The sequence below is a fragment of the Flavobacterium sp. JLP genome, assembly GCF_015350755.1.
In the GTDB taxonomy this organism is placed as follows: domain Bacteria; phylum Bacteroidota; class Bacteroidia; order Flavobacteriales; family Flavobacteriaceae; genus Flavobacterium.
This window is the reverse complement of record NZ_JADKPS010000002.1, coordinates 77,331-102,621: the sequence shown is the minus strand read 5'-3', so window position 1 is coordinate 102,621 and position 25,291 is coordinate 77,331. Positions and strand designations below refer to the sequence as shown.

General features: G+C 34.6%; 22 protein-coding genes. 15 read left to right on the top strand and 7 right to left on the bottom strand.

Annotated features, from left to right (window positions below):
- The 3 genes from IRZ83_RS05915 to IRZ83_RS05905 form a co-directional block, all read right to left on the bottom strand.
- On the bottom strand, positions 1-654 hold the full coding sequence (locus tag IRZ83_RS05915) for a metal-dependent transcriptional regulator (RefSeq protein ID WP_029271221.1): 654 nt from the start codon (positions 652-654) through the stop codon (positions 1-3).
- 89 nt (positions 655-743) lie between these two features.
- Positions 744-2,615, bottom strand: a complete 1,872-nt coding sequence (locus IRZ83_RS05910; RefSeq protein ID WP_194567494.1) for an Nramp family divalent metal transporter — start codon at positions 2,613-2,615, stop codon at positions 744-746.
- A 75-nt stretch (positions 2,616-2,690) separates the two neighbouring features.
- Complete coding sequence (locus tag IRZ83_RS05905; protein WP_194567491.1) at positions 2,691-3,080, bottom strand: Fur family transcriptional regulator; 390 nt, start codon at positions 3,078-3,080, stop codon at positions 2,691-2,693.
- Between the two features lie 469 nt (positions 3,081-3,549).
- On the opposite strand from IRZ83_RS05905, the gene IRZ83_RS05900 reads away from it, so the two are divergent.
- From IRZ83_RS05900 to IRZ83_RS05845, 12 genes are all read left to right on the top strand, one after another.
- Positions 3,550-5,811, top strand: a complete 2,262-nt coding sequence (locus IRZ83_RS05900) for a TonB-dependent receptor domain-containing protein (protein ID WP_194567489.1) — start codon at positions 3,550-3,552, stop codon at positions 5,809-5,811.
- A 19-nt stretch (positions 5,812-5,830) separates the two neighbouring features.
- Positions 5,831-6,295: a thioredoxin family protein gene (locus IRZ83_RS05895; RefSeq protein WP_194567487.1), complete on the top strand. Its 465-nt coding sequence runs from the start codon at positions 5,831-5,833 to the stop codon at positions 6,293-6,295.
- A gap of 18 nt (positions 6,296-6,313) precedes the next feature.
- Positions 6,314-7,489: a lycopene cyclase family protein gene (locus tag IRZ83_RS05890; protein WP_194567485.1), complete on the top strand. Its 1,176-nt coding sequence runs from the start codon at positions 6,314-6,316 to the stop codon at positions 7,487-7,489.
- A gap of 225 nt (positions 7,490-7,714) precedes the next feature.
- The gene (locus tag IRZ83_RS05885) at positions 7,715-8,131 is read left to right on the top strand and encodes an ArsR/SmtB family transcription factor (RefSeq protein ID WP_194567483.1); all 417 of its coding nucleotides are present in this window, start codon (positions 7,715-7,717) and stop codon (positions 8,129-8,131) included.
- Positions 8,132-8,279: 148 nt separating this feature from the next.
- The gene (locus tag IRZ83_RS05880; RefSeq protein WP_029271207.1) at positions 8,280-8,690 is read left to right on the top strand and encodes a BrxA/BrxB family bacilliredoxin; all 411 of its coding nucleotides are present in this window, start codon (positions 8,280-8,282) and stop codon (positions 8,688-8,690) included.
- Positions 8,691-8,970: 280 nt separating this feature from the next.
- The gene (locus IRZ83_RS05875; protein WP_029271205.1) at positions 8,971-10,329 is read left to right on the top strand and encodes a rhodanese-related sulfurtransferase; all 1,359 of its coding nucleotides are present in this window, start codon (positions 8,971-8,973) and stop codon (positions 10,327-10,329) included.
- 172 nt (positions 10,330-10,501) lie between these two features.
- Entirely contained in the window at positions 10,502-11,842 is a 1,341-nt protein-coding gene (locus IRZ83_RS05870) for a stage 0 sporulation family protein (RefSeq protein WP_029271203.1), read from the top strand.
- Positions 11,826-12,305 carry a gliding motility lipoprotein GldH gene (locus IRZ83_RS05865; RefSeq protein WP_194567481.1) on the top strand — a complete coding sequence of 160 codons (480 nt, stop codon included), beginning with the start codon at positions 11,826-11,828 and terminating at the stop codon, positions 12,303-12,305. The genes IRZ83_RS05870 and IRZ83_RS05865 overlap by 17 nt, the downstream gene beginning before the upstream one ends.
- A gap of 9 nt (positions 12,306-12,314) precedes the next feature.
- Positions 12,315-14,621, top strand: a complete 2,307-nt coding sequence (locus IRZ83_RS05860) for a penicillin-binding protein 1A (protein ID WP_194567479.1) — start codon at positions 12,315-12,317, stop codon at positions 14,619-14,621.
- Between the two features lie 166 nt (positions 14,622-14,787).
- Entirely contained in the window at positions 14,788-15,489 is a 702-nt protein-coding gene (locus tag IRZ83_RS05855) for a CoA transferase subunit A (protein ID WP_029271197.1), read from the top strand.
- 95 nt (positions 15,490-15,584) lie between these two features.
- Positions 15,585-16,238 carry a CoA transferase subunit B gene (locus IRZ83_RS05850; RefSeq protein ID WP_194567477.1) on the top strand — a complete coding sequence of 218 codons (654 nt, stop codon included), beginning with the start codon at positions 15,585-15,587 and terminating at the stop codon, positions 16,236-16,238.
- 371 nt (positions 16,239-16,609) lie between these two features.
- The gene (locus tag IRZ83_RS05845; protein ID WP_194567475.1) at positions 16,610-19,390 is read left to right on the top strand and encodes a M4 family metallopeptidase; all 2,781 of its coding nucleotides are present in this window, start codon (positions 16,610-16,612) and stop codon (positions 19,388-19,390) included.
- A 75-nt stretch (positions 19,391-19,465) separates the two neighbouring features.
- On the opposite strand, the gene IRZ83_RS05840 is transcribed toward IRZ83_RS05845, so the two are convergent.
- Positions 19,466-19,984 (bottom strand): DUF6646 family protein, encoded by a 519-nt coding sequence (locus tag IRZ83_RS05840; RefSeq protein ID WP_029271191.1) that lies wholly within the window; start codon positions 19,982-19,984, stop codon positions 19,466-19,468.
- Between the two features lie 48 nt (positions 19,985-20,032).
- Complete coding sequence (locus tag IRZ83_RS05835) at positions 20,033-20,767, bottom strand: metallophosphoesterase family protein (protein WP_194567473.1); 735 nt, start codon at positions 20,765-20,767, stop codon at positions 20,033-20,035.
- 159 nt (positions 20,768-20,926) lie between these two features.
- Here IRZ83_RS05835 and IRZ83_RS05830 point away from each other — a divergent pair, with 159 nt between their 5' ends.
- The 3 genes from IRZ83_RS05830 to IRZ83_RS05820 all read left to right on the top strand — a co-directional run bounded on the left by IRZ83_RS05830 (position 20,927) and on the right by IRZ83_RS05820 (position 23,210).
- The gene (locus tag IRZ83_RS05830) at positions 20,927-21,427 is read left to right on the top strand and encodes a hypothetical protein (protein WP_194567471.1); all 501 of its coding nucleotides are present in this window, start codon (positions 20,927-20,929) and stop codon (positions 21,425-21,427) included.
- Positions 21,428-21,530: 103 nt separating this feature from the next.
- The gene (gene dinB, locus IRZ83_RS05825; protein WP_029271185.1) at positions 21,531-22,613 is read left to right on the top strand and encodes a DNA polymerase IV; all 1,083 of its coding nucleotides are present in this window, start codon (positions 21,531-21,533) and stop codon (positions 22,611-22,613) included.
- Positions 22,614-22,709: 96 nt separating this feature from the next.
- A complete protein-coding gene (locus tag IRZ83_RS05820) occupies positions 22,710-23,210 on the top strand; it encodes a PAS domain-containing protein (RefSeq protein WP_029271183.1) in 501 nt (166 codons plus the stop codon).
- A gap of 186 nt (positions 23,211-23,396) precedes the next feature.
- On the opposite strand, the gene IRZ83_RS05815 is transcribed toward IRZ83_RS05820, so the two are convergent.
- Positions 23,397-25,001, bottom strand: coding sequence for a fumarate hydratase (locus tag IRZ83_RS05815; protein ID WP_194567469.1), 1,605 nt, complete (start codon positions 24,999-25,001; stop codon positions 23,397-23,399).
- A 115-nt stretch (positions 25,002-25,116) separates the two neighbouring features.
- Complete coding sequence (locus tag IRZ83_RS05810; RefSeq protein WP_194567467.1) at positions 25,117-25,290, bottom strand: hypothetical protein; 174 nt, start codon at positions 25,288-25,290, stop codon at positions 25,117-25,119.
- Position 25,291: the final 1 nt, after the last annotated feature.

Sequence of the window (25,291 nt, the reverse complement as noted above, 5' to 3'; positions counted from 1 at the left end):
CTAAACCAGCTTCACAAACAAATTAGACGCAATTTTATTAGAAATAGATAATTCTCTGCCATCAATTTTAATCTTAACAGATAAATCAAAAGACTCTTTGGATAGAAATTCAATTCTTGAACCCAAAGCGATTTCTTGTTTGTCTAGATATTTCAGAAACTCTGAAGAAGTATCTTTTACGCCCACGCAAACCCCAATTTGATTTTCTGTTAATTCAGAAAGTAAATATTTTTCGATTTTAATAATTCGGCCATTTGCATCCGGAATTGGATCGCCGTGAGGGTCTTCTGTAGGATTTCCCAAAAAGTCATCTAAACGGTTAATTAACTGTTCAGATTTGATGTGTTCTAACTGCTCGGCAATATCGTGAACCTCATCCCAGCTGAAATTTAGTTTTTCTACTAAAAAAACTTCCCACAATCGATGCTTGCGAACAATCATTTTTGCGGCAAGTTTTCCATTTTCAGTCAATGAAACACCTTGATATTTTTTATAATTCACCAAATCTTTGTCTGCCAGCTTTTTTAGCATATCCGTTACGGAAGAAGCTTTGGTCTCCATCATTTCAGCAATAGCGTTAGTGCTTACTTCAGTTTCCAAAGAAGCTGTAAGATGATATATTGATTTAAGATAGTTTTCTTCTGAAAAAGTCATTTTTTTATTTTTTGAGGCTCGAAGGTAGAAAGTGACAAAGGTTTAGGGTTATCAAAACTTTGTCCCTTTGTATCTCTGAACCTTTGTCCCTATTTTTTAACAATCAACAAAGGTATCGAAATTTTATGTCTCAATTTATCTACGGTTGTGCCAAAAAGAAGATCTTTTAATCCAGTATGGCCGTGGGTTCCCATTACGAGAATATCGAATTTCCCTGTGTTGATAATCTTTGGGATCACGGTGTTTGGTTTTCCAAACCCAAGTTCAGTTTCTATATTGAATCCCTTCTGCGAAAGCATTTCTTTATATTCTAATAATAATTTTTCGTCGATAGTTGTTTCATGATCATCTACATGACCTCCGTACATTAATGCGCCAACGGTTTCAACAATGTGAATTAAGGTGTATTGCGCTTCAATTCCGCCCAATTCGAAGGCATTATTTAATGCAGCTTCATCGGCTTTAGAAAAATCGACAGAAATCGCTATGTTTTTCTTGCTGTATGTTTCCTTTGGGGCATATTGTAATTTTAAATGATGAGGTGAATGATTTTCAATATGCGATTTTGCTCTTGCAATAAAGGGCTTGAATACGATATAAAGCAATAAACCTAAAAAGCCAAAAGCAATGGGAACCACGGTAACCCAAAGAAAGATAGGATGACTAGAGCTTACTAGCCAGGAAGTGATTTCGTCATAAACCAATTTAGCGTTAAGTGAAACAATGATCAAAGCGATAATCCAAGCAACGACTTGAGTGGTTTTTGAAATATGAAATCCCTTCATTTTGGTTTTATCACTTACAAAATGAATTAGCGGGATAATGGCAAATCCCAATTGCAGGCTCAAAATAACCTGACTTAAAATCAATAGCTTTCCTGTTACGCTTTCTCCGTAAATTAAAATTACAACCACGGCTGGAATAATCGCGATCAATCGTGTTATGATGCGACGAACCCAAGGTTGAATTCTTAAGTTCAAATAACCTTCCATAACGATCTGTCCTGCAAGAGTTCCCGTTACTGTCGAACTCTGTCCTGCAGCAATAAGGGCAACGGCAAAGAGAACTGGTGCCCATTTGGTTCCTAGTAATGGTTCTAAAAATTTGTGAGCATCTTGAATTTCAGCAACTTCAAACATTCCGTTTCTGTAAAACGTGGCTGCTGCTAAAATTAAAATGGCTGCATTTACAAAAAATGCTAGATTTAAGGCAATTGTTGAATCTATAAAATTGTATTTTAATGCTTGTTTAATGCCAGCTGGAGTTCTGTCGAATTTTCTAGTTTGTACTAAAGAAGAATGTAAATACAAATTGTGAGGCATTACCGTAGCACCAATAATTCCGATTGCGATGTATAATGCTGCAGAACTCGGTATAGACGGAACCAATCCGTAAATGACTTTATCAAGTTCTGGTTCTGCAAAAATCATTTCAAAAATAAAAGAAAAACCGATAATGGCTACCAATACAATAATAAAAGCTTCCATTTTGCGAATGCCTTTATTGATTAAGAAAAGCAAAAGAAAAGTATCTAAAACAGTAATTAAAACGCCTTCAATTAACGGAATATCAAAAAGAAGATTAATCCCAATTGCCATTCCCAAAACTTCGGCTAAATCACAAGCGGCGATAGCAATCTCTGCCAAAAAATATAAAACGTAATTGATGTATTTAGAATAGGTTTCTCTCGAAGCCTGCGCCAAATCGCGTTGTGTTACGATCCCAAGGCGCGCACTCAAGCTTTGAAGCAGCAAAGCCATTAAGTTGCTCATAAGCAAAACCCAAAGCAAAGAATATCCAAATTGACTTCCACCAGCGATATCTGTTGCCCAATTTCCGGGATCCATGTAACCAACGCTGACTAAATACGCGGGACCTAAAAAGGCTAATATTTTTCTGAATCCTGTTTTTTTATGCTCTGTAGCAACCGATTGATGAACTTCTTCTAAAGATTTGGTCATTGTAAAAAATGTTGTTTTAACAAATATAGCGATAAATCATATTCGCACAACAATATTTTTAGGCAAGTCTAAATCTTAAATGTTAGAATTTAAACATTTCGGACATAATCCTGATAATGTAAAATTTATTTCCTTCACTTTATAATTATGTGGCATAATATAACTTGGCTTTACATTTTCGAGACAAGTAATTTCATGACAATTTTCACAGCTGAAATGCGCATGATTATGTATATGAACTCGATTCACATGATGGCATTTTGCGTACTTAACTGTTCCGTTAAGATTTGAAATTTTGTGAATTATATCATCATTTAATAAGCGATCAAGTATTCTGTAAATGGTGACACGGTCACAAACATCTTGCAATTGCTTTTGAATTTCGGTGTGTGAAAGTGCTGTTCTTGATTTCTCAAAAACCTCTAAAACGGCTGTCTTTGCTGTAGTGTTTCGTGATGTTTTCATTTTTTTTAAATAAAAAATATTAAAGCAACAATGTTGCAATTGAAATTTAAATGTGTATTTGCAACAAAAGTGCATTAAGCAAATATACAAGAAATTAAACAACAACAACATCTTTTTACGATATTTTAGAATTTCTATCAAGGCTGTTTGTCTGGTGTATTTTATATTTTCCCTTATTGAAGATGATGCTTTTAGTTAAGTAATAATCTATATTGATTTGCCTTTTGCACTTCTTAGTCTTTTTGAAATTTTTAAAATTATTAAAAAATCGAGTCTTTTTTAATAGCTGCATTTTTATTATTAAATATTAGTTTTTCCCTATGTTCATCCAGATAAAGCTGAACGCTATTCACTCTTGTGTTTAATAAAGTCTAACATATTGAATTTAATGAGTGTGAAAATTTTTAGTTTTACAATCATTATTTGTCAAATTTAATTTTTAGATTTGTCTAAATTTAATTTTATAATGATGAAAAATTTAATTTGGATATTGATATTATTTAATTTACAATTTTCCTTTGCGCAGGAAATCACTAAAATCTCAGGTTTTATTTCTGTTGAAGGAAGAAAAATACAAGCCGCAAACGTTCATTTATTAGGGACAAACCAAAAAACAATTTCTGATAGTTTAGGTTACTACAGTTTTGAAAATGTCGAAATAGAAAATGGAAGAATTCAAGTGACCTTGACTGGATTCAAACCTGTAACCCAAAGATTTTCCATTATAAAAGGACAAAATCTAAATCTTGATTTTGATTTGGAAGACAATGAAAACCAATTGAACGAAGTGGTGGTTTCTGGAACTTTAAAAGCAGTAAAACGATTAGAAAGCGCTGTTCCGGTTGAGGTTTATTCACCAGTTTTCTTCAAAAAGAATCCAACTGCCAGTATTTATGAGGCACTGCAAAATATAAATGGCGTTCGGCCTCAGCTGAATTGCGGGGTTTGCAATACGGGTGATATTCATATTAACGGTTTAGAAGGTCCATACACTTTGGTTTTAATTGACGGAATGCCAATTGTCAGTAGTCTTTCTACAGTTTACGGTTTATCTGGAATTCCAAATTCTCTTGTTGAGCGAATTGAAATCGTAAAAGGTCCGGCTTCTTCTCTTTACGGAAGCGAGGCAGTTGGCGGTTTGATCAATATTATTACTAAAAATCCAACGAACGCACCTTTGTTTTCTGCAGACATTTTTATGACTTCGTATTTAGAAACCAATGTCGATTTGGGAATGAAATTTAATCCGAGTAAAAAGGCAACAACACTTTTGGGTCTGAATTATTTTAATTACAATCAAGTTATCGATAAAGACAAAGATAATTTTACGGATGTTACACTTTCTGAACGAATTTCAATTTTTAATAAATGGAATTTCAAACGAAATAATAATCGTCTCTTTACGATCGCAGCGCGTGGTATGTATGAAGATCGTTGGGGCGGAGATTTGCGCTGGGAGAAAAAATTCCGCGGAGGCGATGAAATTTATGGTGAAAGTATTTATACCAAAAGAGGCGAATTAATTGGAAGTTATCAATTGCCTTTTGAAGAAAAATTAATGGTTTCGTTTTCTGGAAATGTGCATTATCAAGACAGCCGTTACGGGACAACATCGTATATCGCCAATCAAAAAATTGGTTTTCTGCAACTGACTTGGGATAAGAAACTTGGTCGAAATGATTTGCTAGCAGGAATTGCCAATCGATATTCGTATTACGACGACAATACAACCGCAACAAAAGAAGCTGAAAGTACTTGGTTGCCTGGAATTTTTGTTCAGGATGAGATAACGCTTTCGCCTAAAAGTCAGGTTTTGCTGGGAATGCGATACGATTATAACTCGATTCACGGCTCAATTTATACACCGCGCGTGGCGTATCGATGGAAGAAAAATGAAAACACGATTTTCCGTTTGAATGCCGGAACCGGATTTCGAGTTGTAAATTTATTTACCGAAGATCACGCGGCGCTTACAGGTTCGCGAGATGTTGTAATCAAAAACGATTTGAAACCAGAACAATCTGTAAATGCGAATCTGAATTACATTCAAAAGATAAACTTTACAAATGGCACTTTTATCGGAATTGAAACAACGGCTTTTTATACTCGTTTCAGTAATAAAATCATCTCTGATTACGAAACGGATCCAAACAAAATCATTTACGACAATATCAACGGTTATGCTATAAGTCAAGGAATCAGTACAAATATTGACGTTAATTTCACAAACGGATTAAAAATGATTTTAGGTGCGACTTTCTTAGATAATAAAAATGTTGAAAACGGAATTTCAGAAAGACCTTTTCTAACAGAAAATTTTACCGCAACCTGGAGTATTTCTTATAAAATAGAAGCACTAAATTTAGTTTTGGATTACACGGGAAATGTTTACAGTCCGATGAAACTTCCTTTATTGAGCGATTTAGACCCGAGAAGTCCGAAATCGCCTTGGCACAGTATTCAGAATATTCAATTTACTTATCTCGGATGGAAGAATTTTGAGCTTTACGGCGGAATCAAGAATCTTTTGAATTTTACGCCTAAGCAAAATAATCCGTTTTTGATTTCGAGAACAAATGATCCCTTTGATAAAAATGTGCAATACGATTCGGCTGGAAAAGTCTTGGTAACGCCTGATAATCCGTATGGTTTGACTTTTGATACGACTTACGTTTATGGGCAAAATCAAACTATTCGTGGATTTTTTGGGTTGAGATACACTTTGAGATAATAACCCAACTAAAATTAAAATGAAAAAGCTAATTCTAATTTTCTTCTTCTTCTTAATAACTTCAACCGGATTTTCTCAGTTGAAAGGAATTTCTTTTGAAGAAATCTATAGTTTACAGCAAATTCAAAAACGAAAAATCATCATTTTTATTCATACCGATTGGTGTCAGTTTTGCCAAAGCATGAAAAATACAACTTTCAAAAGCCAAGAAATCATCGAAAAATTGAACTCTGATTTCTATTTTTTAGATTTGAATGCAGAAGAAAAACGTGATATTGCGTTTAATAATCAGGTTTTTAAATATCAGCCTTCTGGAAATAATGTTGGTGTTCATGAATTGGCTTTGCAATTGGGAACATTGAACAATCAAATTGTGTATCCGGTTTTATGTGTTTTGAATGAAAAGAACGAAATCATTCTTCAGTACAGCAGTTATTTGAGTCCAAAGGATTTTAAACTGCTTTTAGAAAAATTGAAAGAATAAAATTCATTATTTTTGAGAATGAATTCTGCACAAATAAAACACTTCGATTACATTTTTACCGGAACAGGTTTAGCATCTTTAATGACCGTTTATAAGATGTTGTTGTCTGGAAAATTTTCAGACAAAACCATTTTGCTGTTAGATGAGAATTCAAAAAAAACAAACGACAGAACTTGGTGTTTTTGGGGAATAGAAGAATCAATATGGAATTCTGTAATCTCAAAAAAATGGGATTCGGCTTTGTTTGCCAACGAAAACTTTAAACGCGATTTGGCGTTGAAGCCTTATCAATACAATCAAATTCGCGGAGTAGAGTTTTACAATTTTGTTTTCGCAGAAATTTCAAAGCATCAAAATATTACTTTTTTAAATGAAAAAGTAACAGATATCAATGAATTAGAAACCCATGTTTTTGTGGGAACAGAGTCGAATCGATATACTGGAGATTATTTGTTAAATAGTATTTACACGAAAGCTTTAGCCGAAAGGCAAACCAAATATCCTGTTTTGCAACAGCATTTTATCGGTTGGTTTGTAAAAACAACAAATGAAATCTTCAATCCAGAACAGGCAACTTTCATGGATTTTTCGATAGAACAGAGAGGCAACACAAGATTTATGTATGTTTTGCCAACTTCTAAAACTGAAGCATTGGTTGAATACACACTCTTTTCTGAAAATCTGCTCACAAAAGAAGAATACGAAAATGAAATTCAAATTTACCTTAAAAATTTAGGAGCAGATCAGTATGAAATTATCGAAAAAGAACAGGGAAGTATCCCGATGACATGCTATCCTTTTTGGAAAAAAAACACGAAAAGAGTTTTAAATATTGGCACTGCCGGAGGATGGACAAAAGCAAGTACGGGTTATACTTTTAAAAGCTCGAATAAAAAATCTTCTAAATTAGTTGAGTTTCTTCACTCTTCTTCTGAAAATTCTAAATTGCTCAGTATGTCTTCTTTTCATAAAAAAAGCCGATTTTGGTTTTATGATTTACTTCTTCTAGACATTCTTCATCGTCATAATGAATTGGGAAGTTCTATTTTTTCTTCATTATTCAAAAAAGGAAATCCTGCTTTGATTTTCAAATTTTTAGATGAAGAAACAAATTTGCTTGAAGATCTCCAAGTGATTTTAAAATGTCCGAAAATGCCATTTATTAAAGCATTGTTTCGAGCTTTATTCAATTAAATTATATTTTGATCGCTATTATTTAAATCTTGAACATCTGCCGAATCCACATAGTCTGTGGGCAATGTTCATTTTGCGATCAGATGCTAATCAATTTTACTATTAAAATGTCTTATTCTTTTATTTTAATAATTTTTTGCGGCAGTTAGAAAGATGTTGCAATATTTAGATTTGCCTGCTATAATCGATCTTTTACGATAATAATTAATTGGCAAATTTATGGGAATGACAAAACGTTTAAATTTTGATACAGAAACTGAAGCAATAGGAAAAATTTGCAAAGCTCTCGGACATCCTACACGAATTGAGATTATGACGCTTTTATGGAAGAGAGACAATAGAACTTGTGGGGAAATTGTCGAATTAATTCCGTTGGCACAATCAACAATCTCTAAGCATTTATTAGAATTAAAAAAAGCAAATTTGGTCAATATTAAAAACGAAGGAAAAAAAACAATTTACTCTATTGATGTTGACAACATACAAATACTTAAAAAATATTTGACAAGTTATCTTTCAACCATTGAAATTTCAGAACAAAGCAAGTCAACTGTTTTAACAACCAAGCATAAAGCAGGAGGAAGAAATAGTCATTTGAAAAAATACAATTATCAATTTCCAGATAAAAAAATGGCAGTTTAAAGTTTTGCAAATTATTTTTAAAGATTGCTTTTCTGTTTGGTTCAAAATTTTATATCGAACTATAACAAAACTTTATACTTCAAATTAAGTTGTTGCGAGTAAACTTTGTAACTTTGCAGTTCAAAAGTAAAATTTAAAAATAAACAATATGTATCCAGAAGAAATGGTAAAACCAATGCAAGCTGAATTGACTGCTGCAGGTTTTCAAGATTTACATAGTGCTGACGCTGTAGATAATGCTATCAAAGCTGAAGGTACCACTTTAGTTGTTGTAAATTCAGTTTGCGGTTGTGCTGCTAGAAATGCACGTCCGGGAGCTAAAATGAGTTTAGAAGGCGCTAAAAAACCAGATCACTTAATTACAGTTTTCGCAGGTGTTGACAAAGAAGCTGTTGATGCCGCAAGACAACATATGTTTCCTTTTCCTCCATCATCGCCATCTATGGCTTTGTTCAAAAACGGAGAATTGGTTCACATGCTTGAGCGTCACCATATCGAAGGGCGCCCAGCTGAATTAATCGCTGAGAATTTGCAAGATGCGTTTAACGAGTATTGTTAATTAGGTTCAAAGAAGCAAAGGTACAGAGGTACAAAGATTAAGAGGGCTATTTCATTTTTTTGAAACAGCCCTCTTTTTATTTTTTATATTCTATGTTCCGGTGGAACATCTTCTGTAGAAAATTAAATTTAAAATCATACGATACTGCTTATATAATTTAATATTTCATGATTTTTATCATTTTTAAAATTGAATAGAAAAACTTATCTTTGCGCCCGAATTCAGTAAGATAAAAGAATTCAATACCCATTTATTTCTAAACTTAAAAACTGTTTATAGCATGCAACTGTATAACACTTTAAGCGCAGAAGAAAGAGCCATCATGATCGATGATGCCGGTAAACAACGACTAACGTTGTCTTTCTATGCGTATGCCAAAATTCAAGATCCCAAAAAATTTCGCGATGATTTATTTGTAGCCTGGAATAAGCTCGATGCTTTAGGCCGAATTTATGTTGCTAACGAAGGAATAAATGCTCAAATGAGTATTCCTGAAGAAAATTTGGAGGCTTTTAGAGCAACTCTTGAAGTTTATGATTTCATGAAAGGCATTCGTTTGAATGAAGCCGTAGAACATGATGACCATTCCTTTTTAAAATTAACAATTAAAGTACGTCACAAAATCGTTGCTGATGGTTTAAACGATGATACTTTTGATGTAACAGATATCGGTGTTCACTTAAAAGCCAAAGAGTTTAATGAAATATTAGATGATCCGAATACGATTGTGGTTGATTTTAGAAATCACTACGAAAGTGAAGTGGGGCACTTTAAAAATGCGATTACTCCAGACGTTGAAACGTTTAGAGAAAGTTTGCCAATTATCAACGAACAGCTTCAAAATCATAAAGAAGATAAAAACCTGGTAATGTACTGCACCGGCGGAATTCGCTGCGAAAAAGCAAGTGCTTATTTCAAACATCAAGGCTTTAAAAATGTTTTTCAATTAGAAGGCGGTATTATTAATTATGCGAAACAATTGAAAGAAGAAGGTTTAGAAAGTAAATTCATTGGTAAAAACTTCGTATTCGACAATCGCCTGGGCGAAAGAATTACCGAAGATATTATTTCGCAATGTCACCAATGTGGCAAACCTTGTGACAATCATACCAACTGCGAAAATGACGGATGCCATTTGTTGTTTATTCAATGTGATGAATGTAAGGCAGCTATGGAAAACTGCTGTTCTACTGAATGTCTGGAAATAGTACACATGCCTTTGGTTGATCAGGTAAGATTAAGAACCGGAAAACAAGTTGGAAACAAAGTGTTTAGAAAAGGAAAATCAGATAGTTTGAAATTCAAACATTCTGGAGAACTGCCAAACAGTGCTTTGGCTACAGCCGAAAAATCAGCTGATATCCGTCAAAAAATAAAAGTAAAAAAAGCATTGCTTGGAAAAGCAGAGCACTACTATGTAAAAGCAAAAGTGGGGCAATTTACTGTTGAAAATCAAGAGTTATCCATTGGCGATAAAATCTTGATCTCCGGACCAACAACAGGCGAGCAAGAATTGGTTTTAGATAAAATGATTGTAGACGGAGCAGAAACTGCAACAGCAAAAATTGGCGATAAAGTTACTTTTGAAGTGCCTTTTAGAATAAGATTGTCTGATAAAATTTATAAAATTTTGGGATAAAACCTTTTAAATAAAGTTAAAAAAGCAGATTTTGTGTCAAACAAAATCTGCTTTTTTTATTTAACAAGCCTTTAGTTTTAATCCATAAAAAGCAAACTAAAAAAAATACTATCTTTACCGATCAAACGTTTATGAACTTAAGTTGCTTTTATGCAACACTACATATATAATTATGGCATGTACAAGTTGTTCAACCTCAGATGGTGGTGCACCAAAAGGTTGTAAAAATAATGGGACTTGCGGCACCGATAGCTGCAATAAATTGACGGTTTTTGACTGGCTTGCGAACATGAGTCCGTCTAATGGAGAAGCAATTTTTGATTGTGTTGAGGTTCGTTTTAAAAACGGGCGCAAGGAATTTTTTAGAAATTCAGAGAAATTAACTTTAAGTATTGGCGATATTGTAGCAACTGTTGCATCGCCAGGGCATGATATTGGAATCGTAACTTTGACAGGAGAATTGGTAAAAATTCAAATGAAGAAAAAAGGTGTAAATCACGAAAGCAATGAAGTGCCAAAAATTTACAGAAAAGCATCTCAAAAAGATATCGATATTTGGTCTGTAGCGCGCGATCGCGAAGAACCAATGAAAGTTCGAGCTCGTGAATTAGCGATTCAGCATAAATTAGAAATGAAAATTTCGGATATTGAATTTCAAGGAGACGGGTCAAAAGCTACGTTTTACTACACGGCAAATGACAGAGTCGATTTTAGGCTTTTAATTAAAGATTTTGCTAAAGAATTCAGTACAAGAGTCGAAATGAAACAAGTTGGTTTCCGTCAGGAAGCAGCTCGTTTAGGCGGCATTGGTTCGTGCGGAAGAGAACTTTGCTGTTCGACTTGGCTTACCGATTTTAGAAGTGTAAATACTTCGGCAGCTCGTTACCAACAGCTTTCGCTGAATCCACAAAAATTAGCAGGACAATGCGGAAAATTAAAGTGCTGCTTAAACTACGAGCTTGACACCTACATGGATGCATTGAAAGATTTTCCAGATTACGATACTAAATTAGTAACTGAAAAAGGTGATGCAATCTGCCAGAAACAAGATATTTTTAAAGGTTTAATGTGGTTTGCATACACAAATAATTTTGCAAACTGGCACGTTTTAAAAATTGATCAGGTAAAAGAAATTATTGCCGAAAATAAACAGAAAAACAAAGTGTCTTCACTTGAAGATTTTGCTATTGAAGTAGTTTCAGAACCTGAAAAAGACTTTAATAATGCAATGGGTCAAGAGAGCTTAACTCGTTTTGATCAGCCTAAAAGAAAGAAAAAACCAAACCGCAAACGCAAACCAAATGCAGAGGGCGCGGTTGTCGCAGCTCCGGCTCCAAATAAACCGCAACAAGGAAATAACAATAATAATAAACCAGCTGGAGGAAATCCGAATAAATCGAATAAACCGAACAACAAGCAAAATCAATCGAATAAACCAAATAATTCGAATGAAAACAAACCAGCTGAACCAAGAAAACCTATAATTATTACTAAAAATGAGAATAAAAAATAGCGGGATTCTTCTTTTGGTGGCAATACTTCTTTTTTCTTGTGATAAAAAAAGAGTATTTGATGAGTACAAATCTGTTGGAAGTGCTTGGCACAAAGACAGTGTTGTAACCTTTGATCTGCCAGTTTTAGATTCTACCAAAAAATACAATTTATTTGTAAATTTGAGAGACAATAACAATTATCCTTTCAATAATTTGTTTTTAATTGTTGCTATTGAAACGCCAAGCGGTTTCACGAAAGTGGATACTTTAGAATACCAAATGGCAAATCCTGACGGGACTTTATTAGGAAACGGTTTTACAGATATTAAAGAAAGTAAATTGTATTATAAAGAAGACGTTAAGTTTAAAGGAAAATACAAAGTACACATAAAACAAGCCGTTAGAGAAACAGGTAAAATTCCTGGTGTCGAGGCTTTAGAAGGTATTACAGACGTTGGTTTTAGAATAGAACAAAAAGATTAGAAAATAGTTATGGCTGCTAAAAAAAACAATCAAACAAATAGCGTTAAAGATATTAATTACTATAAAAAGAAGTTCTGGCGTGTTTTTGCGTACACACTGCTAGGTATTTTAGCTTTCTTTTTATTCGCCTCTTGGGGGTTATTCGGTTCAATGCCTTCTTTTGAAGATTTAGAAAATCCGGATTCTAACTTAGCTACCGAAATTATTTCTTCTGATGGAGTAGTTATTGGTAAATATTTTAAGACTAATAGATCGCAGCTTAAATATTCAGATTTGCCAAAAAGTTTGGTAGAAGCTTTGGTTGCCACCGAAGATGCCCGTTTTTACGAACATTCAGGAATTGACGGACGCGGAACTCTAAGAGCTGTTTTTACTTTAGGAACCAACGGTGGAGCAAGTACATTAACACAGCAATTAGCAAAACAATTATTTCACGGAGAAGGTTCTAAATTCCTTCCTTTCAGAATTGTACAAAAAATAAAAGAATGGATTATCGCCATTCGACTCGAAAGACAATATACGAAAAATGAAATTTTGGCAATGTATTGCAACGTTTATGATTTCGGAAATTATTCTGTTGGAGTAAGTTCTGCTGCTCAGACATATTTCTCTAAAGATCCAAAGGATTTAACAATGGACGAATCGGCTATTTTAGTCGGGATGTTCAAAAATTCAGGTTTATACAATCCAGTTCGTAATCCGGAGGGAGTTAAAAACCGTAGAAATGTCGTGCTTTCTCAAATGGAAAAAGCAAAGATGATTTCTACTGCAGAGAAATTAAGATTACAGGCTTTGCCAATTGCTTTGAAATTTAAATTAGAAAGTCACCGCGAAGGAACTGCAACCTATTTCAGAGAATATCTTCGTGATTACATGAAAAAATGGGTAGCAGAAAACAAAAAACCAGACGGTTCTGATTATGATATCTACAAAGATGGTTTGAAGATTTACACTACTATCGATTCTAGAATGCAGCAATATGCAGAAGAAGCAGTTTCAGAACACATGAAAAACTTACAGCAACAGTTTTTCATTGAAATGAAAACCAATAAAAATGCACCTTTCGTAAATATTACTCAAGCTGAGACAGAAAGAATTATGATGCAAGCCATGAAAAATTCTACGCGCTGGGCAATCATGAAAGATTTAGATAAAAGCGAAGATGAGATTATTGCTTCATTCAAGGTAAAAACACAAATGCGTGTATTTACTTGGAAAGGGGAACGCGATACCATTATGACGCCGTTAGATTCTATCCGTTATTACAAGCACTTTTTGCAGTCAGGTTTAATGGCAATGGAGCCTCAAACCGGAAATATTAAAGCTTGGGTTGGAGGAATTAATTACAAATACTTTCAGTACGATCACGTAGGCCAGGGAGCAAGACAAGTAGGTTCTACCTTCAAGCCTTTTGTTTATGCAACTGCTATCGAACAACTAAATATGTCTCCTTGTGATTCAATTTTAGATGGACCTTTCATGATTCATAAAGGACGTCACCACGTTACGGAAGATTGGGAACCAAGAAACTCTGATAACAGATACCGCGGAATGGTAACATTAAAACAAGGTTTGGCAAACTCTATTAATACAGTTTCGGCTAAATTAATTGACAGAACTGGTCCAGAAGCTGTTGTAGAGTTAACGCAAAAGTTAGGAGTTAAAACTGAAATTCCGGTTCAGCCATCAATTGCTTTAGGAGCTGTTGATATTACAGTTGAAGATATGGTTGCTGCTTACAGCACTTTTGCAAATCAAGGAGTTTATGTAAAACCGCAATTTTTAAGCCGTATCGAGAATAAAAGCGGAGAGGTTATTTACGAACCAATTCCAGAATCGCACGACGTTTTAAATAAAGATATTGCTTTTGCTGTAATCAAATTATTAGAAGGAGTTACAGAAACTGGTTCTGGTGCACGTTTGCGTACGCAGGGCGGAGGAAGCGGTGATAACCGTTGGACAGGATATCCATACATGTTCAAAAATCCGATTGCGGGTAAAACAGGAACAACACAAAACCAGTCAGACGGTTGGTTTATGGGAATGGTTCCAAATTTAGTTACAGGAGTTTGGGTTGGTTGTGAAGACCGTTCAGCTCGTTTTAAAAGTTTAACTTACGGACAGGGAGCTACGGCAGCATTGCCAGTTTGGGCTTATTTTATGAAACTATGTTATGGAGATCCAGGACTTCAAGTTTCTAAATCAGAATTTGAGCGTCCGGCAAATCTTTCTATCAAGGTAGATTGTTACAGTCGACCAGCTGTTGTAAAAGATACTACTCAAACAGAACAAAATACAGACGAATTCGAGTTATAATACTTAATTCAGGTTTAAATTAAAAATATCCCTTTATGCACTTCTCTATTATGAAGTCATAAAGGGATATTTTTTTGAAGTCAATTTTATTTTTTACGAAATCGTTATAATTTAATCTAAAAATCTTATTTTTATCAAAATTATACGGTAATAAAGACAGTTTGTTATGATAACAAAAAAAGTAAATAACGTTCAGGAAGCGATTAACGGAATCGAAAACAGCATGACTATTATGTTTGGCGGTTTCGGATTATGCGGTATTCCTGAAAATACGATTGCGGCATTGGTAAATACCTCAATTTCAGATTTAACTTGTATCTCAAATAATGCAGGTGTTGATGATTTTGGTTTGGGATTGCTGTTGAAGAAAAAACAAATAAGAAAAATGATTTCATCTTATGTGGGTGAAAATGCCGAATTTGAACGCCAAATGCTTTCAGGAGAATTAGAAGTAGAGTTAACGCCACAAGGAACTTTAGCAGAACGCTGCCGTGCGGCTCAAGCGGGAATTCCTGCTTTCTTCACGCCAGCCGGTTACGGAACTGAAGTTGCTGAAGGAAAAGAAGCTCGTGAATTCAATGGGAAAATGCATATTATGGAACATGCTTTCAAAGCTGATTTTGCTATTGTCAAAGCGTGGAAAGGGGACGAAGCGGGAAATCTTATTTTTAAAGGAACCGCCAGAAACTTTAATGCATGTATGGCAGGCGCAGCAAAAATTACAATTGCTGAGGTCGAAGAATTAGTTCCGGTTGGCACTTTAGATCCAAATCAAATTCACATTCCGGGAATTATGGTGCAGCGAATTTTTCAAGGAGAGAAATTCGAAAAGAGAATCGAGCAACGAACAGTAAGACAGAGAGCGTAAGTAGATAAGTAGAAAATGTGATAATTAGATAATTAATTTAGATTGTGATGAAGCATTATCTAATTATCTAATTTCCAAATTGACACATTATAAATATGTTAACAAAAGAAGATATAGCAAAACGAATTGCTAAAGAAGTTAAAGACCGATACTTTGTCAATCTTGGAATCGGGATACCGACTTTGGTTGCGAATTACGTGAGAGAAGATATTGCGGTAGAGTTTCAAAGTGAAAACGGAGTTTTAGGCATGGGGCCTTTTCCTTTTGCCGGAGAAGAAGATGCCGATATTATTAACGCAGGAAAGCAAACCATTACTACACTTCCGGGTGCAAGTTTTTTTGATTCGGCTTTTAGTTTCGGAATGATCCGAAGTCAAAAAGTAGATTTGACGATTTTGGGTGCAATGGAAGTTTCAGAAAATGGAGATATCGCCAACTGGAAAATTCCAGGTAAAATGGTTAAAGGAATGGGAGGCGCAATGGATTTAGTGGCTTCCGCTGAAAATATCATTGTTGCGATGATGCATGTTAATAAAGCAGGAGAATCTAAAATTCTTAAAAAATGTACCTTGCCTTTAACAGGTGTAGGATGCGTAAAAAAGGTTGTAACGGAGTTAGCAGTTCTGGAAGTGACAGAAAACGGCTTTAAGCTCTTAGAACGTGCGCCAGGTGTTTCTGTTGAGCATATCATAGCTTCAACTGAAGCTGATCTAATAATTGAAGGAGAAATTCCAGAAATGAATATATAGTTAGTTTCTTTTTTAACTCACAACACGTCTTTAGGCTGGCTTTTTAAAGCCAGCCTTTTTTTTGTAAGATAAATCCAGATCGTGCTTTTGGAAGATTTTTAAGTGATAGTTTTATTTGTAAGTATAAAATAAGTTTAAAATATTAAATATCAATAGTATAATTGGTTTTGTGTAGTATTTATTGTAGGATTATTACAATTTGTTAAATAAAAGTGAATTTAGAATAAAAAGTGTTGCATTTTATCGATTAAAGGCAAATTTCATCGACTATCTAACAAATTTAAAATACTTTTATCTAAAAATAAAGTATTTACTTACTTTTAAATACTTTGTTTGTAATCCAATTTAACCAATCTTAAACCAAACTTATTATGAAAAGAAAATTACCTAAAATTTTATTGGCCACAACTGTTATCCTTATTTCGCTCAATGTGTCTGCACAAGAAACAGACAAAAGAGTAAGCAAGAAAGATCTCTCTGAAAATGGTTTGCCTAGTTTAATTACTTTTAATGATAAATCAGCCTACAAGGGTTCTGATTCACAAAAAGTTTTTAAAGAACAATTAGGCTTAAAAGACAATCAGTCTTTTTCAAAAATTAAAATAGAATCGGATAAGGAAGGTTTTACTCATGAAAAATTTCAATTGTACGAACAAGGAATTAAAGTGGAGTTTGCCAATTACACCTTACACTCAAAAGGCGGGAAATTAGTTTCGATGAATGGAGAGTTTTATGCTCTTGAGAATGTCAATGTAACTCCAAAATTATCAAGTCAAGCTGCATTTGATAAAGCAATAGCCTACACAGGAGCAAAACAATATTTATGGGAAAAACCAGCAGATGCAGCTGCAATGGATTATGAAAAACCAACAGGCGAACTGGTTTTATTGCCAGCGATGGAAGAGCAAGGGCAATTAAGAAAAAGTGATAAAGTACGATTGGCGTATAAATTTGATATTTATGCTACGGTACCTTTAAGTCGCGGCGATCTTTATATTGATGCTGAAACTGGAAAAGTCTTGTTTTACAATGCCACAATTAAACATCTTGGAGAATACAGTCACGGCAAATCGAATGCTGATGCAATTGAAGAGCAAAAAAATAATGTGTCTTCAAAAATGGCAGTTGTAGCAGCAAACGCAGCAACTCGTTACAGCGGCACTCAAACTATTCAAACTAGTTTAAGTGGCTCATCGTATATTTTGTCAGATGTTACTCGTGGAAATGGAGTTCAAACTTATAATTCTGCAAGAACGGCAACTTATCCAACAACAAATTTTACCGATGCTGATAACAACTGGACTGCTGCTGAATATAATAATACAAATAAAGATAACGGAGCACTTGATGCACATTGGGGAGCTGAAATGACGTATGATTATTGGTCAGCTGTTCACGGCAGAAACAGCTATGATAATGCTGGAGCAAAAATCAAAAGTTATGTGCATTATAATTTAATTGCAGCCGGATATTCAAGTAATAATAATGCTTTCTGGAACGGAAGTGTTATGACTTATGGAGACGGAAGCGGAACTGGAGGTTTTGATATCTTAACTTCTATAGATGTTGCAGGACACGAGATTGGGCATGCAGTATGTACATACACAGCAAATTTAGCATACCAAAAAGAATCTGGAGCGATGAACGAAGCTTTTTCGGATATTTGGGCAGCCTGTATTGAATATCGCGCAGCACCAACAAAATCAACATGGTTAGTAGGTGAAGATATTGAAAGAAGAACTGGACATTTGGCTTTACGCTCTATGAGCGATCCAAACTCTGAGGGTCAGCCAGATACTTATGGAGGAACGTATTGGGTAAATGTAAGCTGTACACCAACAAGCAACAATGATTATTGCGGTGTTCACACCAATTCAGGAGTATTAAATCATTGGTTTTATATTTTATCAGTTGGTAAATCAGGAACAAACGACATAGGAAGTGTTTATAACGTTACAGGAATTACAATAGATAAAGCGGCTAAAATTGCTTTCCGTTTAGAAAGCGTTTATTTAACTTCAAACTCGACTTATGCAAATGCGAGAACTTCAGGTATACAGTCTGCTATTGACTTATATGGCGCTGGTTCTGCAGAAGTTATTGCTACAACAAATGCATTTTATGCCGTTGGTATTGGAGCCGCTTATTCAGGATCTACAGATGCAGTGGCACCATCAGCACCAACCGCACTTGCTGCTTCTGGAACAACAGGAACAACAACAAATTTATCGTGGACGGCCTCTACAGATAATGTGGCAGTAACAGGATATGATATTTACCAAGGAACAACTTTAAAAGGTTCATCTACAACTACAAGTTACACGGTTACTGGATTAACTGCTTCAACTGCCTATACTTTTACGGTAAAGGCTAAAGATGCAGCAGGAAATGTTTCTGCAGCTAGTAATGCTGTAAATGTTACCACTACTGCGACTACAATAACGTATTGTACTTCTAAAGGAAATAGTGCAGCAGACGAAAGAATTGGCAAAGTAGTTTTGGGTACAATTAATAATACTTCTACTGGAACTACTGGGTACGAAAATTATACTTCAATTTCTACAAATGCAACAAGAGGAACAGCGTATACAATTACAATTACGCCAAGTTGGACTTCTTCTGTTTACAGTGAAGGATATGCTGTTTTTATAGATTACAATCAAGATGGCGATTTTGCAGATTCTGGTGAAACTGTATTTACAAAAGCCACATCAACTGCAACTCCAGCAACAGGTACAATTACAATTCCATCAACTGCAACACTTGGAACAACCAGGTTAAGGGTTTCTATGAAGTATAACGGAACTCCAACATCTTGTGAGACTTTCTCATACGGTCAAGTGGAGGATTATTCTATAAATATAACGGCTTCTGGCGCAGTTGTCGATGAGGAAATTGTAGCAGGATTAGTTGAAACTACTGAAACTTCAAGTTTTGCATTATATCCAAATCCAGTAGAAAATGAATTAAATGTTTCTTTTTCTAACAGCAGCGGTTATTCGTATAAAATTACAAATACATTAGGTCAGCAGCTTATTTCTGGAGAAATCTCTGGAAGTGCTATCGATGTAAGCAAGTTGGCTACAGGATTTTATATTATTGAATTAAATAACGGGAACAAAAAGATTATCAAGAAATTCGTTAAAAAATAAATTGTAATTTTAGAAAAGGAAAAGCCTTGCAATTGCAAGGCTTTTTTTATGAGAATTTATGAGAATTTATAAAATTTACAAATTAAAAGAAGCTCCCAAACTAAAAGTCGCCTGATTGTTTAGGTGGTCAAAATAATCATTTTTGTCACTGTATTTTGCAATTGGAAAACCAATTTCTGTAAAAACACCAAATCCTTCAGTAAAAAAATAACGACCGCCAACGTGACCGCCAAAATTGCGTAATCCTAAACTCAAACCAGGATAAATATCTAATTGATCAACACCAATAACACTGCTTAAGTTAGCATTGATTCTGGCTTTGGCATCAAAACGGTCACCAAAATCCGGAGATACTGTTCTAATTTGGTTATTAACAAAAACATTACGGTCTTCTACTCCTAATAAATAATTTGAAACAAATCCGAAAGAGAAATTTTCTCCCAAACCAAAATCTACAGAACCTTGAATTCCTGAACCACCATCTTGTATATTAGCACCAATATTAACTTTGACATCTCCTTTTCCTGTATAGGCATGCTGTGCATGAGTGAATCCAAATGATACTAAAAACAAAAGCGTAATTACTTTTTTCATAAACTTAAATATTAATTGTTTTAAAATGCAAAAATATATTTTTATACATTAATTCCTACCTTTTTCGTTGGCATATAATTCGTTTAAAGGATCACTTTGCCAGAATTCCTTGGTGTCAACATTCAAAATCGTCAAAGGACCTTTGAATGCTGCGCCTGTATCGACATTCCAGACACATGCTTTTTGAACCGGAACCGTTTTTCCAATTCTTGTAACCGGAGTATGCCCAATATAGATTTCTTTATACAATGTAAAACGTTTTGGGTAATAAGGATTATCTACACTTAAATTTGGATCTAAAGAAAGAGCGGTTTCCCAAAGTGTTCTGTCCCAATAAAACAGTTTCGGAAAATATTCCCACATTACACCACTTAAATTGGTAAAACCTGCGTGAACAAAAAGTCGGTTTTCATCATCAAGATGATAATCCTGCAAAGATTCTAGAAAGGCAATATGCGTTTTCTTTTTCTCTTCAGAAAGTTTTGAATATCCTTCAACAGTAGCGCGTCCGCCATGTTTGTACCACATTTCTTCGTCAAAATTTTCATGTCTGTTCTCAAGCCAATCTAAGGCAAGCTGATCATGATTTCCTCTAATGCAAATACAGTTTTGTTTGCTTTTTAAATCAATAAGGTAATCGATAACTTCTGCAGACTGACTCCAGCCGTCAACGTAATCGCCTAAAAATATAAGAGTATCTTTTGTAGTAATTTCGGCTTTTTTCATCACTTGTTCAAGCGCGAGTAATCCGCCGTGTATGTCGCCTATAACAAATGTTCGCATTTTATTTTATTTCGAGTAGAAGTACAAAAATAAAGAAAATGATTTGTTTGAGATCATTAAGTTGCTAATCTTTGCGAAACTGAAGATCGTTTTTGTTTTGAAGATCTTTAGAGCAAATCAATTGTATTAACTAAATCAAAACCAAAAAACCAAGTTAACATGAAAAAAAATTTTACTATTTTATTTTTAATTCTTACGCTGGCGGGCTATTCGCAACAACTCTCTTATAAAAGTGGCAGAACAGTTTATAATGCTGAAAACAAACGACTTAATTCTAATGAAGTTCGAAGTTTGCTAGCCAATAATTCTGAAGCGTTAGCACTTTATAATGCAGGAAGAAGTAAAAAAACTTTTGGAAATGTTTTCTTTTATGGTGGTTTGGGACTTGTAACAGCTAATTTACTTTTTGGAATGAATAGTGACCCCAATTATTCATCAGGAGGCTATAATCCGAATCCTTCTGAAAAAACAAATATGACAGCTGCAATTATTGGTGGCGCTTTAATTATCGCTTCAATACCAATAAAAATAGGATATCCAAAGAAAATCAAATCGGCTCTGGAAAAATACAACAGCGGTTTGGCCACTACTTATAAGCCAGCGCCTAAAACAACTTTGGTTGCAAGTGCAAATCAAATTGGTTTTAGAGTTGAATTTTAAGAATTTCAAAAGATAAAAAACAGAAAGCTATAATTGTAAAATTGTAGCTTTTTTTATGACTATTTTGATCCCATTTTGGTGTTTTCCTATTTAAATTTGTAACATGTCTGAATCGCCTACATATCGAAAAATTATCCATATTGATATGGATGCTTTTTACGCGTCTGTAGAACAGATGGACAATCCTGAGTTACGCGGAAAACCTGTTGCTGTTGGAGGTTCAGAAAACAGAGGAGTAGTTTCGGCGGCGAGTTATGAAGCAAGAAAGTTTGGTGTTCGCAGTGCTTTGAGCGGAACATTGGCCAAAAAATACTGCCCAGAAATTATTTTTGTGCGTCCGCGTTTTGATCGCTATAAAGAGATTTCGTCTAAAATTCATAAAATCTTTCACGACTATACTGATTTGGTTGAACCGCTTTCGCTAGACGAAGCGTATCTCGATGTCACGCAAAATAAAAAAGGAAACCCAAGTGCCAGTTTGCTTGCACAGGAAATTAGGCTCCGTATATTGAATGAAGTTGGGTTGACGGCTTCTGCGGGAATTTCTGTCAATAAATTTGTCGCTAAAATTGCGAGCGACATCAATAAACCCAACGGACAAAAAACGGTAAATCCAGATGAAGTTGAAGCTTTTTTAGAAGAATTGCCTATTCGAAAGTTTTATGGCGTTGGAAAAGTAACTACTGAAAAAATGTATCAGCTCGGAATATTTACTGGAACAGATTTAAAAAGCAAATCTTTAGAATTTCTAGAAAAACACTTTGGAAAATCGGGCGCTTTTTATTACAAAGTGGTTCGAGGTATTCACAACAGCGAAGTAAAATCGCACCGAATCACCAAATCAGTTGCAGCAGAACATACTTTTGACGTGAATTTATCTTCAGAAATTTTTATGCTAGAACAACTTGAAAGAATTGCAACATCACTAGAAAAACGACTGCAAAAGCATAAAATATCGGGAAAGACAGTGACACTAAAAATCAAATACAGCGATTTTACCCAACAGACTAGAAGTAAAACTTTGCCTTATTTTATTTCAGATAAAAGCTTGATTTTAGAAACGGTTGAAGAATTATTGTATCAAGAAAAAATGAAGGATTCTGTTCGGTTACTCGGAATTTCATTAAATAATTTGAATACAGAAGAAAAAAAAGCGGTTGTTGTACAGCTGAAATTTTCGTTTTAATAAACTTCAACATACGTTAAATGAGGGTTTACGTAATTAAGTTTGCAATTTTCTCGCTATCTTTGAGATAACTGCAGTCTTTTAAACTCTTTCAAAATGAAAAATACTAACTCTGAAGAAGCTTTGTTTCGTAATTCAGTACCAATTATGGCCTGGGATTTTCATTATGAATATGTAAATGAATTGAAAGCTGTTTTTGCTGATTTGAAAAAAGTAAATAAAATTTCAAGCCAGTTTTCCTGGGATGAAGAAGATTTGAAAATTGAGGAAAGAATTAAAGCCGAGGTTGTTGTAGTTACAGATTTGAATCTCAAAATCGTTTTTGCCTCTAACCGAATTAAAAGCATGACAGGTTATACAGAAGCTGAAATATTAGGGAAAACCCCAAGAATATTTCAAGGACCCACAACATGTCAGACTGTTTTAAAAGAGATAAGAGAAGCAATAAAAAGCCAAGTTCCGTTTGAAAAAATAATCGAAAATTATAAAAAAAATGGCAAACCGTACAGTTGTAAAATCAATGGTTTTCCTATTTATAATTTAAAAGGAGAAGTGTCGCATTTTATAGCTTTTGAGCAAAATGCCCTAAGCGCTTAATTAACGGCGGCAGTAAACAAGTTTTATATACAAAAAACCGCCCTTTTGGGCGGTTTTTTGTATATAAAACTTAGAAACTTAGAAACTTAGAAACTTAGAAACTTAGAAACTTAGAAACTTAGAAACTTAGAAACTTAGAAACTTAGAAACTTAGAAACTTAGAAACTTAGAAACTAGAAACTCAAATTATAAATTTTCGAAAAAGTCATTTCCTTTATCGTCTGTAATAATAAACGCAGGGAAATCTTTAACCGTGATTTTGCGCACAGCTTCCATTCCTAATTCTTCAAAATCTACAACTTCAACTTTCAGGATGTTGTCTTGGGCTAAAATTGCTGCAGGACCACCAATAGAACCTAAATAAAATCCGCCATATTTGTTGCAGGCATCGGTAACTTGTTTGGTACGGTTTCCTTTGGCAAGCATAATCATACTGCCGCCATGTTTTTGAAATTCATCTACATAAACATCCATACGTCCAGCAGTTGTTGGTCCAAAACTTCCTGAAGCCATTCCCTCTGGCGTTTTTGCTGGACCTGCGTAATAAACAGGGTGATTTTTAAAGTATTCCGGCATTGGTTTGCCTGCTTCTAATAATTCCATGATTTTTGCATGCGCAATATCGCGGGCAACAATCACAGTTCCGTTCAATTTTAAACGTGTTTTAATAGGATATTGCGTTAATTTAGCTAAAATATCAGCCATTGGCATGTTCAAATCAATTTCAACTGGCGCTTCTAAATGCGGTGCGGTTTCTGGTAAAAATTGTTTTGGATTTACTTCTAACTGCTCAACGAAAATTCCATCTTTCGTAATTTTTCCTTTAATATTTCTGTCTGCAGAACAAGAAACTCCCAGTCCAACCGGGCAAGAAGCTGCATGGCGTGGCAAACGAATTACACGAACATCATGCGTGAAATATTTTCCGCCAAACTGAGCTCCAATAGCACTTTCCTGGCAAATTTGCTGTACGCGCTGTTCCCATTCGATATCACGGAAAGCCTGACCAGACATATTTCCAGTAGTTGGCAAATGATCGTAATATCCGGCAGACGCTTTTTTAACGGCGCTTAAGTTCGCTTCCGCAGAAGTTCCGCCAATTACTAAAGCCAAATGATAAGGAGGACAAGCCGAAGTGCCTAAATCTTTGATTTTTGCACGAACGAAAGCATCCATAGATTTTTCATTCAGCAACGATTTTGTCTGCTGGTATAAATAGGTTTTGTTTGCAGATCCACCGCCTTTTGCCATAAATAAGAACTCGTACGAACTTCCTTTTTTAGCATAAATATCAATTTGAGCCGGAAGATTCGAACCTGAATTTTTTTCTTCAAACATCGAAATCGGAACAATTTGCGAATATCTTAAATTACGTTTTTGATAGGTATTAAAAATTCCTCTGCTAAGCCATTCTGCATCATCAACACCTGTAAATATACTTTCGCCTTTTTTTGCCATTACAATCGCTGTTCCGGTATCCTGACAGCTTGGTAATTGTCCTTCGGCTGCGACCGAAGCATTTTGAAGTAAATTGTAAGCCACAAAACGATCGTTGTCTGTTGCTTCTGGATCGTCAAGAATCTTTCGTAGTTTTTGCAAATGTGATGTTCTTAGCATAAACGAAACATCTGTTAAAGCTTCTTCAGCTAATAATTCTAAACCTTTAGGATCAACGGTTAAAACTTCACGTTCTCCAAATTGCTCCACTTTTACAAAATCAGAGGTGATTTTGCGGTACTGCGTATCATCCTTTAGAATAGGATAAGGGTCTTGGTATATAAAATCAATCATTTCTTTGTTTTTGGCAAAGTTAAAAATTATTTACCTAAGAAAGAATTTGAATAAGGGCTATTAAAAGGGTTTAATTTTGTTTGTAAAAGTCATCAAAACTCATCTAAATAATCAATTACGCTGCTGATCTGTTAAATGAATATAAAAAGAAAAAAATTAAGGCTAGAATTACAAAGCCAATTATTTCATTGTCTTCTTTTAATACATCATCCATCGGTTTTTTTCCTCCATAATAGATCCATTTAGCGATATTCCCAATAAAAGACAAATTAATTTTGATACGTGCCACA